Annotated in this window: 15 protein-coding genes; 6 read left to right on the top strand and 9 right to left on the bottom strand. The window is 74.1% G+C overall.

All coding sequences use genetic code 11. The features are described 5' to 3' along the window. Positions 1 to 2 precede the first annotated feature (2 nt). A complete protein-coding gene (locus tag ABZ215_RS18680) occupies positions 3 to 1,139 on the top strand; it encodes an epoxide hydrolase family protein (protein WP_354950422.1) in 1,137 nt (378 codons plus the stop codon). A gap of 1,118 nt (positions 1,140 to 2,257) precedes the next feature. Here the strand turns inward: ABZ215_RS18680 and hisS are convergent. Continuing rightward, the gene (gene hisS, locus ABZ215_RS18675) at positions 2,258 to 3,544 is read right to left on the bottom strand and encodes a histidine--tRNA ligase (RefSeq protein WP_020416696.1); all 1,287 of its coding nucleotides are present in this window, start codon (positions 3,542 to 3,544) and stop codon (positions 2,258 to 2,260) included. 263 nt (positions 3,545 to 3,807) lie between these two features. Between hisS and ABZ215_RS18670 the strand changes: the two genes are divergently transcribed. Both ABZ215_RS18670 and ABZ215_RS18665 read left to right on the top strand, forming a co-directional pair. Beyond that, positions 3,808 to 4,368: a GNAT family N-acetyltransferase gene (locus ABZ215_RS18670; protein ID WP_354950421.1), complete on the top strand. Its 561-nt coding sequence runs from the start codon at positions 3,808 to 3,810 to the stop codon at positions 4,366 to 4,368. Next, positions 4,365 to 4,946 (top strand): hypothetical protein, encoded by a 582-nt coding sequence (locus tag ABZ215_RS18665; protein WP_354950420.1) that lies wholly within the window; start codon positions 4,365 to 4,367, stop codon positions 4,944 to 4,946. The genes ABZ215_RS18670 and ABZ215_RS18665 overlap by 4 nt, the downstream gene beginning before the upstream one ends. 107 nt (positions 4,947 to 5,053) lie before the next feature. On the opposite strand, the gene ABZ215_RS18660 is transcribed toward ABZ215_RS18665, so the two are convergent. Together ABZ215_RS18660 and ABZ215_RS18655 are read right to left on the bottom strand one after the other, a co-directional pair. Continuing rightward, positions 5,054 to 5,716: an HAD family hydrolase gene (locus ABZ215_RS18660; protein ID WP_354950419.1), complete on the bottom strand. Its 663-nt coding sequence runs from the start codon at positions 5,714 to 5,716 to the stop codon at positions 5,054 to 5,056. A gap of 38 nt (positions 5,717 to 5,754) precedes the next feature. Further along, on the bottom strand, positions 5,755 to 6,432 hold the full coding sequence (locus ABZ215_RS18655) for a hypothetical protein (protein WP_354950418.1): 678 nt from the start codon (positions 6,430 to 6,432) through the stop codon (positions 5,755 to 5,757). Between the two features lie 132 nt (positions 6,433 to 6,564). Here ABZ215_RS18655 and ABZ215_RS18650 point away from each other — a divergent pair, with 132 nt between their 5' ends. Together ABZ215_RS18650 and ABZ215_RS18645 are read left to right on the top strand one after the other, a co-directional pair. Next, a complete protein-coding gene (locus ABZ215_RS18650) occupies positions 6,565 to 7,638 on the top strand; it encodes a sensor histidine kinase (RefSeq protein WP_354950417.1) in 1,074 nt (357 codons plus the stop codon). Next, complete coding sequence (locus ABZ215_RS18645; RefSeq protein WP_354950416.1) at positions 7,631 to 8,317, top strand: response regulator transcription factor; 687 nt, start codon at positions 7,631 to 7,633, stop codon at positions 8,315 to 8,317. Before ABZ215_RS18650 ends, ABZ215_RS18645 begins: the two co-directional genes overlap by 8 nt. Here the strand turns inward: ABZ215_RS18645 and ABZ215_RS18640 are convergent. The 6 genes from ABZ215_RS18640 to ABZ215_RS18615 are packed head-to-tail and all read right to left on the bottom strand — an operon-like array spanning position 8,280 to position 11,750. Beyond that, entirely contained in the window at positions 8,280 to 8,681 is a 402-nt protein-coding gene (locus ABZ215_RS18640; RefSeq protein ID WP_237338287.1) for a hypothetical protein, read from the bottom strand. The two genes, ABZ215_RS18645 and ABZ215_RS18640, sit on opposite strands and share 38 nt — an antisense overlap. Further along, entirely contained in the window at positions 8,681 to 9,367 is a 687-nt protein-coding gene (locus ABZ215_RS18635; protein WP_354708574.1) for a methyltransferase domain-containing protein, read from the bottom strand. The genes ABZ215_RS18640 and ABZ215_RS18635 overlap by 1 nt, the downstream gene beginning before the upstream one ends. Continuing rightward, entirely contained in the window at positions 9,367 to 10,098 is a 732-nt protein-coding gene (locus ABZ215_RS18630; protein WP_354708575.1) for a DUF2071 domain-containing protein, read from the bottom strand. The genes ABZ215_RS18635 and ABZ215_RS18630 overlap by 1 nt, the downstream gene beginning before the upstream one ends. Further along, positions 10,095 to 10,901, bottom strand: a complete 807-nt coding sequence (locus ABZ215_RS18625; protein ID WP_354950415.1) for a hypothetical protein — start codon at positions 10,899 to 10,901, stop codon at positions 10,095 to 10,097. The genes ABZ215_RS18630 and ABZ215_RS18625 overlap by 4 nt, the downstream gene beginning before the upstream one ends. Beyond that, the gene (locus ABZ215_RS18620) at positions 10,898 to 11,278 is read right to left on the bottom strand and encodes a DoxX-like family protein (RefSeq protein WP_237338290.1); all 381 of its coding nucleotides are present in this window, start codon (positions 11,276 to 11,278) and stop codon (positions 10,898 to 10,900) included. Before ABZ215_RS18620 ends, ABZ215_RS18625 begins: the two co-directional genes overlap by 4 nt. Positions 11,279 to 11,303: 25 nt before the next feature. Beyond that, positions 11,304 to 11,750 carry a DUF1772 domain-containing protein gene (locus ABZ215_RS18615; protein WP_020416684.1) on the bottom strand — a complete coding sequence of 149 codons (447 nt, stop codon included), beginning with the start codon at positions 11,748 to 11,750 and terminating at the stop codon, positions 11,304 to 11,306. A 91-nt stretch (positions 11,751 to 11,841) separates the two neighbouring features. On the opposite strand from ABZ215_RS18615, the gene ABZ215_RS18610 reads away from it, so the two are divergent. Further along, the gene (locus tag ABZ215_RS18610) at positions 11,842 to 12,420 is read left to right on the top strand and encodes a TetR/AcrR family transcriptional regulator (protein ID WP_020416683.1); all 579 of its coding nucleotides are present in this window, start codon (positions 11,842 to 11,844) and stop codon (positions 12,418 to 12,420) included. The last annotated feature ends 1 nt before the right edge of the window (position 12,421 follow it).

Here is a 12,421-nt window from a genome sequence, read left to right as displayed (position 1 = left end):
GCGTGGAGAATTTTCGGATCGCTGTCGACGACCGTGGACTGGCGGACCTGAGGGACCGCCTGGAGCGCACGCGCTGGCCGGACGCCGAGACGGTGGACGACTGGTCGCAGGGGGTGCCGCTGGAGTACCTGCGGTCGCTGTGCGCGTACTGGGCGGACGGGTACGACTGGCGCGCGTTCGAGAAGCGGGTCAACGCGCTGCCGCAGTACCGGACGACGATCGACGGGGTTGGCATCCACTTCGCGCACGTGCGCTCGCCGCACCCCGGCGCGTTGCCGCTGGTGCTGACCAACGGGTGGCCGGGGTCGATCGTGGAGTACCTGGACGTGATCGGGCCGCTGACCGACCCGGTCGCCCACGGCGGGTCGGCCGCGGACGCGTTTGACGTGGTGCTGCCGACGCTGCCCGGCTACGGCTTCAGCGACAAGCCCGCGTCGCCGGGCTGGGGTGTGCAGCGGATCGCGGACGCGTGGGCCTCGCTGATGGCCTCGCTGGGGTATTCGAGGTACGGGGCGCACGGCAGCGACTGGGGCAACAGCATCACCACCGCGATGGGGCAGCAGCACCCGGACGTGCTGGCCGGGATCCACGTGCAGCCGCCGATCGCCGCGCCCGACCCGGCGACGTTCTCCGACCTGTCGCCCCGGGAACAGGAGGCGCTGGACGCGCTGGCCGAGGCGGAGTCGCGGGAGTCGGGCTACTCGGCGGAGCAGTCGACGAAGCCGCAGACCGTCGGGTACGGGTTGGTGGACTCGCCGGTGGCGTTGTGCGCGTGGATCGTGGAGAAGTACCACTCGTGGGTGGACACCGGAAGCGTCCTGACGCGCGACCAGCTGCTCGACAACGTGAGCGTGTACTGGTTCACCCGCAGCGGCGCGTCCTCGGCGCGGTTGTACTGGGAGAGCTTCAAGCAGGTGTCCGAGTGGTTCAGCAAGTCCACTTCGGACACGGTCCCGGTGCCGACGGGGTGCTCGGTGTTCCCGCGCGAGGTGCCGCGCCCGTCGCGCCGCTGGGCGGCCCGCCGGTACACCGACATCCGCTACTGGAACGAACCCGAGCGCGGCGGCCACTTCGCGGCACTCGAAGAGCCGGAGGTGTGGGTGGAGGAGATCCGCAACTTCTTCCGCCTGGTGCGCTGATCGGCAGACCGCCACCAGCTTCCAAGCGGCGCGGCGATGCGCTGACCAGCCGCGTGTCGCTTGGCGGTGTGCCCTCAGCCCGGGAGGCCTGCACCCCCGCTGGCCACGTTCACGGCGGCCTCGCCCCCGGCTAATGGCACCCGCTCCCGCCGGCGCGCGCCGCTGCGCCGACAGCCAACCGGCGCGCGCCGCTGCGCCGACAGCCAACGGCAAACCCCACCGACGCGCACCCGGACCAACCCACCGCGGCACCACGCAGCCGCCCCCACCGGCGCACCCGGCCCAACCCAGCACGGCACCACCGGCAAGCGCCCCCACCGGCGCACCCGGCCCAACCCAGCACGGCACCACCGGCAACCGCCCCCGGCAAACCAGCAGCCGCTCCCGCCGGCGCGCGCCGCCCAGCCACCGGCAAACCCCCACCAGCGCGCACCCGGCCCAACCCACCGGCACCACCCGGCAACCGCCCCCAACGGCCCTACCTACCGCGGCACCACCCCACAACCGCCCCCGCCCGAGCGAAGCACCACACCCACCAGCCGCCCGCGAGCCCCACCCTCCCGGCACGGCGAAGGCCGCCACTCGGGCGAGTCCACGGCAGCACCGCCCCCGGCAACCAGCAACCGCGCCCGCCGGGCGCCGCGCCGCGCTGACAGCCACCGGCAAACCCCACTGACGCGCACCCGGCCCTACCCACCGCGGCACCACCCGGCAACCGCTCCTACCGGCGCACCCGGCCCAACCCACCCCGGCAACCGCCCCCACCGGAGTCGAGCGCCACGCCCACCGCCGCCCGCGAGCCACCCTCCCGGCACGGCAAAGGTCGCCACTCGGCCGAGTCCACGGCAGCGCCACCCCCGGCAACCAGCAACCGCGCCCGCCGGCGCGCGCCGCCCAGCCACCGGCAAACCCCACCGGGCGCACACCCAGCCCTCGAGCCACGACAGAGTCACCCGTTGGCGGCGTCGTCGCGTCGAGGGTTGGTCGCTGCTGGTGCGTGGGCGCGTCGGCGACGGGCGTGAACTCCGGGCGAGCCTGGACGAGCGGTCGGGGCGTCCCCGCGCTGAGGCGCCGAGAACGCCCCCGGCGAGACTGCGAGGGCGTACTCCGGCGAGTCGTTATCGCTGCAGGTGCGCGGGCACCTCGTCGACCGGGACGCGGGTCTGCTCGCCCGACGTCATGTCCCGCACCGTCACCTCGCCGGCCTCCTGCTCGGCCGGGCCGTAGATCAGCACCGTGCGGGCCCGCTGGTCGTTCGCCCACTTCAACTGGCGCGCCAGCTTGCCGGAGGTGCCCAGGTAGACGCCCGTGCGCAGGCCCTGCGCGCGCAGCCGGTTCGCCAGCCGCAGCACCTCGTCCTCGGCGCCGAGCACGGTGAGCGCCACGTCCAGGCCACCGGCCTCGGCGTCGGCCGCGGCCTGCCCGGCGAGGATCCGCTCCAGGCCGATCGACCCGCCGCACGCGGGCATGTCCGGGCCGCCGAGCTTCGCGACCAGCCCGTCGTAGCGGCCGCCGGAGGAGATCGACCCCGGGTAGCCGGCGGCGGTGACCTCGAAGATCGGGCCGGTGTAGTAGTCCAGGCCGCGCACCATCCGCGGCGTGAACACGACCCGCCCGGACGGCAGCCCCGCGGTCAGCTCCACGAGCTTGTCGACCTCGGCGAGGCCGGCGCGGCCGCGCTCGGTGGTGTCGAGCTGCTTGCGGATGCGGTCGGTGTCGGTGGCGACGACGTCCCCGACCAGGCTCTCCGCGGTCTGGGTGTCCAGGCCGCGGTCGGCCAGCTCGGCGATCACCGCGTCCGGGGTGGCCTTGTCCAGCTTGTCGAGGCTGCCGAGCACCTTCGCGCCCGCCTCCTCGGGGATGCCGTAGGCCTCCAGCAGGCCGTGCAGCGCCTGGCGGCTGTTGACCAGAAAGCGGAAGTCCTCGACGCCCAGCGCGGTCAGCGCGTCGTTGATCGCCCACAGCGTCTCGGCGTCGGCGAGCGGGGACGACGAGCCGACGGTGTCGAGGTCGCACTGGACGAACTCGCGGAACCTGCCCTGCGCGGGGCGGTCGGCGCGCCACACCGGGCCGATGGCGTAGCGCTTGTAGGGCGAGGGCAGTTTGCTGCCGTAGGTGCCGATCACGCGGGCGAGCGGCACGGTGTGGTCGTAGCGCAGCGCCAGGTCGGCCTCGCCGCTGGCCTCGTGCACCCCGCGCTTGAGGATCTTGAAGATCAGGGCGGACGCGTCGTCGCCGAGCTTGCCCGCGAACACCTCGAGGCGTTCGAAGGCCGGGGTCTCCAGGGGGTCGAAGCCGTAGCGCTCGAAGACCGCGCTGACGGTGTCGAACGCGGCCTTCCGGCGACGCACGTCGTCGGCCAGGAAGTCGCGGGTACCTGAAGGTGGCTCGGCGGCCTTCGCCATGAATCGGTCCTTTGCTGGTCGGGTGCGCCTGCCATTGTCCCGCGCCGGTGCGGGCGGGTGTGCACTACCCCTGGACAGACGGAAGCCCCGGCCCGCCGAGGGGGAGGTGGGCCGAGGCTTCCTGCTCCATCCGACGGCACCCCTGCGCGTCCACCGGATTTGCGACTCCGACGCCTGACTACCCCGGCCGCCGGGCGGTAAACCACGGATGCGGAAAAAAATCTCCGGCGGGGTGCGGGCGCGGTCTGGGATGATCGGGTTCCATGACGACGCCGACCCTGTCCGCCGCGATCATCGAGTCGGACCGCTTGGTGCTGCGCAAGGCGCGGGACGCCGACCGCGAAGGGTTCGTGGAGGTGTTCACCGATCCCGAGGTCAGGGCTCACCTGGGTGGCCCGCGGCCGCGTGCGGACGTCGAACGGTTCCTCGACCAGGCCGGAGCGGCCGCCACGACCGCTGAGCCGGGCACCTACGTCATCGCGGACAAGCAAACGGACCGGTTCGTCGGCGTCCTCGGGCTCGCGCCTCGCGCGGCCGGCCGGCCGGGTCACGTCACCCCGGAGGGCGGGGAGCTGGAGCTGTCCTACGTGCTGCGGCGTGGCGCCTGGGGAGCAGGGCTGGCGTTCGAGGCCGCGGCCGCCGTGTTGCGTGCCGCCGCTGCCGAACTGCCGGACCAGCCGGTCGTGGTCGTCACCCAGGCCGCGAACGAGCGCGCGCGAAGGCTGGCGGACCGACTCGGCTTCGCGGAGACCGGCGCCTTCGAGGAGCACGGCGCGCGGCAGGTGATCGCCGTCGCCGCGCTGCGGGCGTTCGGGGCGTCATGACCGGCCGCCGAATCGACGTGTCGCGGCTGCCGCGGGAGGTCGCGGAGCTCATCGACGCCCTGCCGCCCGGTGAGGACCTCGTGGTCACGCGGGACGGCGAGGTGATCGCGACGATCTCCAGCACGGGCGGCGCGCCCCGGGCGGCAGGGCCGGAGATCGCCGACGACGTCACGGTGGTCGCCACGGCGATGCGGTTGTCGGAATCGGCGCGGGGGAAGCTGTCGGCCGAACTCGGCACCGACTACATCGTGATCGACATGCACGCGGCGCCGGCCACGGCGGACGTGCTGCTGGTGCCGCCGGTGAGCCCGCAGCTGATCGGCAACCTCCGCCGGTCGTTCCCGAAGGCGCGGGTGGTGGTGGCCGAGATCGACGACGCGGAGCTCGGCGTCAGCTACCACGGCCCGGTCCGGCGCTTGCTCGACGCCGGCGCCACGACCTACCTGCCGTCGACGACCATCCCGCACCTGGCGAAGCAGCTCGACCGGACGGTCACCCACGAACGGCAGCTCACGGGCGGCGCCCCGGCACGACGGGAGATCGACGCCTCTCCGCGGCCGCCGCACGATGCGGAATGACCCGACCAGGACAACTGGGCCACGACGGCCGAGGGCACGCGGGGTCGCGGGTGACTGGTCAGCGGCGCCGCGCTCGGGCGGGGGCGGTTGCCAGCAGCAACCAAGCCTCAGCGGGGCGACGCCCCGAACGGCAACTCGCCCAGGCTCGCCCGGAGTTCACGCAGGTCGGTGAACGTCCGGGCGGCGCCGGCGTCGGTGAGCTCCGCCGCGGAGAACCCGCCGGTGAGCAGCCCGACGGACGGCAGGCCGATGCGCCGGGCGGCGACGCAGTCCCACACCGAGTCGCCGATCACCACGGCCTCCTCGCCCCGCACCTTCTCCAGCGCGACCTCCAGCAGGTCCGGCTCCGGTTTGGTGGCCTCGACGTCCTTCGAGCTGGTCCAGTCGGCCGCCAGCTCGCGGCCGTCGATCAGGTCGAGGTAGTGGTCGACGTGGTCGGGCTTGCCGGAGCTGGCCAGCACCACGCGGTAGCCGGCGTCGTCGGCGGCCTGGAGCAGCTCGTGGGCGCCGTCGAGCGCGCACACCTCCGGCAGCATCCCGTCGACCAGTTCCTTCCACTTGGCCCGGACGTCGTCGCCGCAGGCGTCCTCGACCTCCCGCCCGGCGACCTCGGGCACCAGCTGGTCGCCGCCCATGCCGATGGCGCGGTGCAGGCGCCACACGGGCACCGTCACGCCGTGGCCGCGGAAGGCGCGGAACCACGCGAGCGCGTGGTGGTAGTTGGTGTCCACCAGCGTGCCGTCCACATCGAGCACGAGAACCTTGGCCATGCCCGGCAGATTGCCCACCGCGCCCGGCCCGGAAACGCTCACCCGAGCGTGCTGACGTAGGCGAGCAGCCCCACCACCGGCACCGCGACGGCCACCAGCCGGAAGTCCGGCCCCGGCGCGACGCGGATCAGGCGCACCCCCTCGGGCACGAGCGCTACGGCCACGCCCGCCACCGCCACGAGGGACAGCACGGTCGTCCCCTTGAGCACGCCGAGCGGCAGGGCCGCCATCGCCGCCAGCCCCACCGCCTGGACCGCGTGCAGCACGCGCGCCCGCCAAGCGGCGAACGCGAGCACCGGCCAGCCGAGCAGGATCGTGAACGACAGGTAGCTGAACAGGTGCGGATCGCCGTAGGCGTCGCCGACGAACGCGGTGGCGAACCCGGCCCCGCGGTGGCGGGCCAGCGCGAGGGCGGCCTGGTCGAACCCGGCGTGGAAGACCCGCGCGAACAGCCCGGTCACGACGAGAACCGCGCCCCAGAAACCCCACCGGAACCTGATCCGCGCGGCGAGCGCGAGCACTGCCGGGCACAACAGGAGCGTCCCGGCGAGCACGCAGGTGTAGGCGGCGCTCATCCGGCCGGGGTGGTCGGCGGCCGCGGTGAGCTGGTACGGGAAGAAGAACGGGACCGGGAGGCGCAACAGCATCCCGGTGAGCAACAGCAGCGGTGCGGCGATCATCGCCAGGCCGGCGATCCAGCGCGGTTCACGAGTCATGCGGCCGAACCTGCCAGTGCCCGGACCGCGGCGGATCGGACCGCGGCGGACACTCCGGCCGCGGACATCAGACCCTGGTATGACCGCCGTGGACGGACGCGGCGGGCGCGGTACCCGGATATCGTGCGACGAATGAGCCCCTCGCCATGGCGGTCACGCGCCGCCGCCGTGCTGCCGGCCGTGCTCCTGATCGCGGTGGACGTCGCCGTCGGCGGGAACCTCCTGCGCGACGACACCGGCCGGCGGCTGGGCGGCTCGGTGGCCGTGGCGGTCGTGATCGGGCTGGCCATGCTGGTCCGGCGGCGGTGGCCGGTCCCGGTGCTGGTGTTCGTGCTGGCCGTGTCGGCGGCGGCCGCGTTCCTCGGCGTGCTCTGGGATCCCTTCGCGGGCGCCGCGCTCGTGCTGCACGCCGTCGCGCTCGGCCGGGACCGGCTGCTGCCCCTGCTGGGCGCGTGCGCCGTCGCCGCGGTCGCCGGCTTCGCCGCCTGGTGGTATGTCCTCGGGGTGCCGCTGCTGGTCGCGGCGTGGGCGGCCGGGCGGGCGGCGCACGCGCACCGGACCCAGGCCGAACGACTGGAACTGCAGCGGCAGCACCAGATCCGCACCGACGAGCGCCTGCGCATCGCCCGGGAACTGCACGACGTCGTCACCCACGGAATGGGCCTGATCGCGGTGAAGGCGGGCGTGGCCAACCACGTGGCGGAGTCCCGGCCGGACGAAGCCCGCGAAGCGCTCCGGATCATCGAGGAGACCAGCCGCGAAGCGCTCGGCGAGATGCGGCGGTTGCTCAGCGCGCTGCGGGACGACACCGAGCCGCCGGGCGAGCTCGCCGATCTGCCGCGGCTGGCCGAACGGGCGGCGCCCGCGGGGGTCGCGGTGGAGCTGAACGTCGACGCGCCGGACCTGCCGCGGGCGGTGGAGCTGGCGGCGTTCCGGATCGTGCAGGAGGCGGTCACGAACGTGGTGAAGCACGCCGCACCCGCGCGGTGCCGGGTGGTCGTGCGGGCGCACGCCGGCGAGGTGCGGATCGAGGTCACCGACGACGGCGCCCGGCAACGCGGACCGGTGCGGCCGGGCCACGGCATCGTGGGCATGTCCGAGCGCGCCGCGCTGTACGGCGGCGAGGTGACCGCGGAACCGTTGCCGGGTGGCGGTTTCCGCGTCGCGACGCGGCTGCGTGCATCGGCTGAGGTGCCCGTTGCCTGAGCCGCTGCGGGTGGTGATCGCCGACGACCAGGCACTGCTGCGCAGCAGTTTCCGATTGCTGGTGGACAGCGAACCGGACATGGCGGTGGTCGGCGAGGCGGCGACCGGCGCGGAGGCGGTCGAGGTCGTGCAGGCGGCGCGGCCGGACGTGGTGCTGATGGACGTGCGGATGCCGGGCATGGACGGCATCGCGGCCACGCGGCTGCTCACCGAGCGGGTGCCGTCCGCGCGGGTCCTGATCCTCACGATGTTCGACCTGGACTCGCACGTCTTCGACGCGCTGCGCGCGGGCGCGGCCGGATTCCTGCTGAAGGACACCCGGCCCGCGGACCTGTGCGCCGCCATCCGCGTGGTCGCGTCCGGTGAAGCGCTGCTGGCGCCCGCCGTCACGCGACGGCTGATCGCCGAGTTCGCCCGGACCACCGCGCCCCGCCCGGCCCTGAGCCGCGACCTCGACGTCCTCACGCCGCGTGAGACCGAGGTGCTGACGCTGATCGCGCACGGGTTGTCGAACACCGAACTCGCCGAGCGCCTGCACCTCTCCCTGGCGACGGTGAAGACCTACATCGGGCGGCTGCTGGCGAAACTGCACGCCAGGGACCGGGCGCAACTGGTGGTCATCGCCTACGAAACCGGGCTCGTCACCGCGTCAGGAGCGCGGTCAGTGGAACCGCGGTGAGCCACGCCCAGCCGCCGAGGCCGACCACGTGCGCGGCCCGCCAGGCGAGCGGCGCGGCCCGCACCACGCGGCCCACCAGCAGCAGCTCGCACAGCCACCGCGCACCCCAGAACACGGTCTGTGCCGCAAGCACGGTCGTGGCCAGCGCGCCCGGCGCGAGCAGCTCGTCGACCGGCCACAGCAGCGCGCCGAGGACCACGCAGGTCAGCCCGATGAACCCGGTGTGCAAGCCGACGACGAGCCGGGACAGCGGGCTGACCGCGACGAGACCGGCGGGCCACCCGAGCAGCCGCGGCAGCACGAGGTGCGCGAGCCCGAGCACTATCGCGACCACACCGGCCACACGCATCTGCAGTTCCAGCATCACGCCGCCTCGAACGCCGTCGCGGTGACCAGGGGCGTCCGCCGCACCCACGCGACGCGCGCGAGTCCCGCCCTTGCAGCGACGCGCTCCCACTCCGCGCGCGGGTAGAAGTGCCACGCGCCCGGCCCGAAGGCCAGCACGTTCGGCAGGTCGCGGTGGTGTTCCACCAGCACCAGCCGGCCGCCCGGCCGCAGCACGCGGCGCGCCTCGCGGAACAACGCCTCCCGCCCGGCCGGGGTGCGCAGCTCGTGCGCGGCGAGCACCGCCAGCACGACGTCGACCCCGCCGGTCGCCAGCGGGAGCGCCTCCGGCCGCACCGGCAGCGCCCTCGCCGGGTAGCGCCGGCGAGCCCGCCGGATCGACGCCTCGACCGGGCCGCGCGGATCGAGCACGTCCAGCACCACGCCGGCGGACTCCGGCAGCAGGGCGGGCAGCGTGGGCGAGACCTCGTCGAACCCGGCGGTGACCAGCACGTGCCGGCGCACCCGCGCGGGCAGCACCGGCCGCAGCCACGTCCACCGGTAGAGGCCGGAGACGTCGTAGACCCACCAGGACGCCGCCAGGCTCGCGACCGTGAACCACGCCGCCCCGGCCCGCGCCGGTTTCGGCAGCGGCGCCGCGGCGACCACCGCGCCGGCGAGCACCTTCGGCCAGTTGAACGCCAGGACCTGCGCGACCCCGCGCATCACCGGAGCTCACCCCGGTGCCAGCCGTAGTCCACATCGGACACGTGAAAAGCGTTGGCCAGCACGGCTCCGCCGAAGCGCCCCAGGAAGGCGACCTCGTGCCGCGGGATGCCGACGGGTTCGGGCCGCCAGCCGCCGCGGAACGCCTTGACCACCACGATGCCCTCCTTGTCCGGCGAGAACGTGTACGGCAGCGGCCCGGCGAACCGCCGCGCGTCGGCCGGGGTGGCGAACACCCTGTCCCACAACGGTTCCCGCTCGCCGAGATCGGCGGTGACGTCGAGATCGCCCTGCCCGTCCCGCGACCGCACGGTGAACCGCAGCGTGTCGTCCTGCCGGGAAACCCGGGCCGCGCTGCGGTGGTAGTGGTAGCCGGTGAGGACGTTCCCGCCGAGCGCGAGCAGGGCGCGGTCGGTGTCGCTGCGCAGGATCCGCAAGCCGCGCATCGTCCTCCCGCCCGGGGTGCGCAGCCTGGCGAGGATCCGGTAGCCGGTCATCACCGAACGGAACCCGAGCGGCGCGGGCAGGACCGACGGCCGCAGGTGCCGCAGCGCGACCAGGGCGACCGCCACGAAGGCGTGCTCGGCGCCGTCCGGGCCAGTGTAGGTGTCCAGCGTCAGCGGTTCCGGCAGCAGCGGCGCGACCTGCGAGGGATCGACGGCGTAGGTGAGGACGAGCGAGTGGTCGAACCTGGTGCGCATGGGCAACGGGTGCCGGTTCAGCGCGGTCATGGACACCTCCGTACTTCCACTACGCCCCAGAGCATCGCGCGGTCGGGCGGGCCGGGATCCTCGCCGGGACGTGGTTCGCGGAACGAGCGGGACACCACCACGCCCCCTGGCCGCAGGGCGTGCCGCACGGCGGCGGCGAGCCGGGCCGCGTACCGCGCGTCGGGGCCGTCGAGGACGTTCGACAGGGAGATGCCGTCGTAGCAGCCGCGGGGCGCCTGTTCGAGGTGCTCGGCGACGTCGGCGTGGACGAGCGTGGCGGCGGCGCGGGTGTCGCGGGCGAGTTCGTCGCGTCCGGCGAGCAGCCGCCACGCCCACGGGTTGTCCGCAGGGGCGTGTGCGAGGCCCCGGCGGAGGCGGGCGAGCAGCACGCGGTCGAGGCGCGGCGGGATCGCGTGCCGGAAGGCGGGCAGCAGGAAGCCCAGCGGCGCGAGCCCGGTCGCGAGCAGGCCCTGGAGGCGGCGGGATTCCAGGAGCGCGACGGGATCGCCGTCGCGGAGGACCTCGTCGACGTGGCGCCAGCGGGGGTCGAGCACGCGGAGGGCGGCGCGCCCGGCGGCGAGCAGGCGTTCCGCCCGGCCGGTGGCCGCGGGGGCGCCGGCGAGGCGGTCCCGGCAGTAGGCCAGTTGCGCGGGGTTGATGTCCACGGCAGTGACGTCGTACCCGGCGCGCGCGAGGGCGGACACGGTCTCCCCAGCGGCCGCGATCGCGAGGACGCGCCCGCGGGGCAGGGCGCGGAGTTCGACGTCCGGGTCCTCGTAGCCCCAGCCGAACAGCAGGCCCCGCCGGCCCGCCCAGGGGTTCACCGGTGCCGCCGGAGTGCGACGAGCCAGGCCAGGACGAGCAGGACGACGTTGTGCAGCACCAGGTTCAGCGGTTCGGCGATGTGCCCCCCGCCGAAGGCGAGGCCGCCGGCGTTGAACCCGGCGAGCAACGCGGTCTGCACGGCCGCGGCGGTCCGTGGCGCCCAGCCGGTCAGCACCCACCCGCCGAGGGCGACCTCGGCGAGACCGATCAGCAGGAGGACGACCCCGGCGGCCCCGCCGAGCACCGGCACGGACTCGACGATCGCCCGCTCGTCCGGCCGGGCGCCCAGCACCTTGGCGACGAGCCCTTCGTAGATCCACACGGCGGCCACCGCCCCCGGCGGCACCCATCGGGCCGCCCACTCCCCCACGCGCACGGGTCGACTCTAGATCTCGCTCGGCTCAGGCGAGTGCGGCGGCCAGCAGGGCGAAGGCGCCGATGATGACGGCGACGCGGATGTAGTGGAAGCGGTCCCAGCGCTGCGACTGCTGCTTCCAGTCCGCGGGCCGGTTCTCCGGGGTCCACGTCTTGCTCTGGTTGTTGATCGGGACGAGCAGCAGGACCGACATGATCACGCTGACGATCAGCAGCGCGCCGGCGGTGATGACGAGGCCGGTGCCGTCCTGACTCCACCCGGCGATCGCCCAGACCGCGACGAGCGCGAGCGAGGTGAGGTACCAGACCGGCATCACGGCGCCGAGCATCCGGCCGCCGTGGGCGCGGCCGAGCAGGGTGCTCTCGTCCGGCAGGCGGGCGAGGATCGGGTTGATGACGAAGGCGACCGAGAACTCCACCCCCACCATCACGCCGACGACGACGGTGGTGAGCACCTCGAGTGCGTTGAGCATGACTACTCCTCCGAGAATCTAGCGTTGCTAGCTGATGTGGCAACGCTAGCGCAACCATTGCTCGCTTGTCTAGCAGTGCTAGGATCGACGTGTGTCGGTACAGGAACGCAAGGAGCGCGAGCGGGCGAACCGGGAACGCCTGATCTTGGCGACGGCCCGCGAACTCGCCGAGCAGCAGGGCTGGGACGCGGTCACCACCCGCAGGCTCGCCGAGCGCATCGAATACAGCCAGCCGGTTCTCTACAGCCACTTCCGCGGCAAACGCGAGATCATCGGAGCCGTCGCGCTGGAAGGCGCCACCGAGCTGGCCACGGCGTTGCGGGCCGCGGCCGCCGCCGCGGACGGGCCGCGGGCTCGGGTCACCGCGATCGCCCGCGCCTACCTCGACTTCGCGGCCCGCCACCCGGCGGTCTACGACGCGATGTTCCAGCTCGACGGTGGCCTGGCGTTCGCGCGGGACGACACGCCGGAACCGCTGAAGGACGGCTTCGCCGCGCTGCTGGAGAACCTCGGCGAGGTCGCCGGCGACGGCGTGCACCCGGGGCTGTTCACCGAGGTGTTCTGGGCGGCCCTGCACGGGCTGGCGACGCTGACCCGGGCGGGACGGCTGCCGCCGGCGGACGCCGAGCGGCGGACGGAACTGCTGGTGGACCGGCTCGCCGTGTTCTGAC

It is taken from the genome of Amycolatopsis sp. NPDC006131 (assembly GCF_040614175.1).
Taxonomy (GTDB): Bacteria; Actinomycetota; Actinomycetes; order Mycobacteriales; family Pseudonocardiaceae; genus Amycolatopsis_E; species Amycolatopsis_E tucumanensis.
The sequence above is the reverse complement of the archived record's forward strand: the minus strand, read 5'-3'. Positions and strand labels throughout refer to the sequence as shown.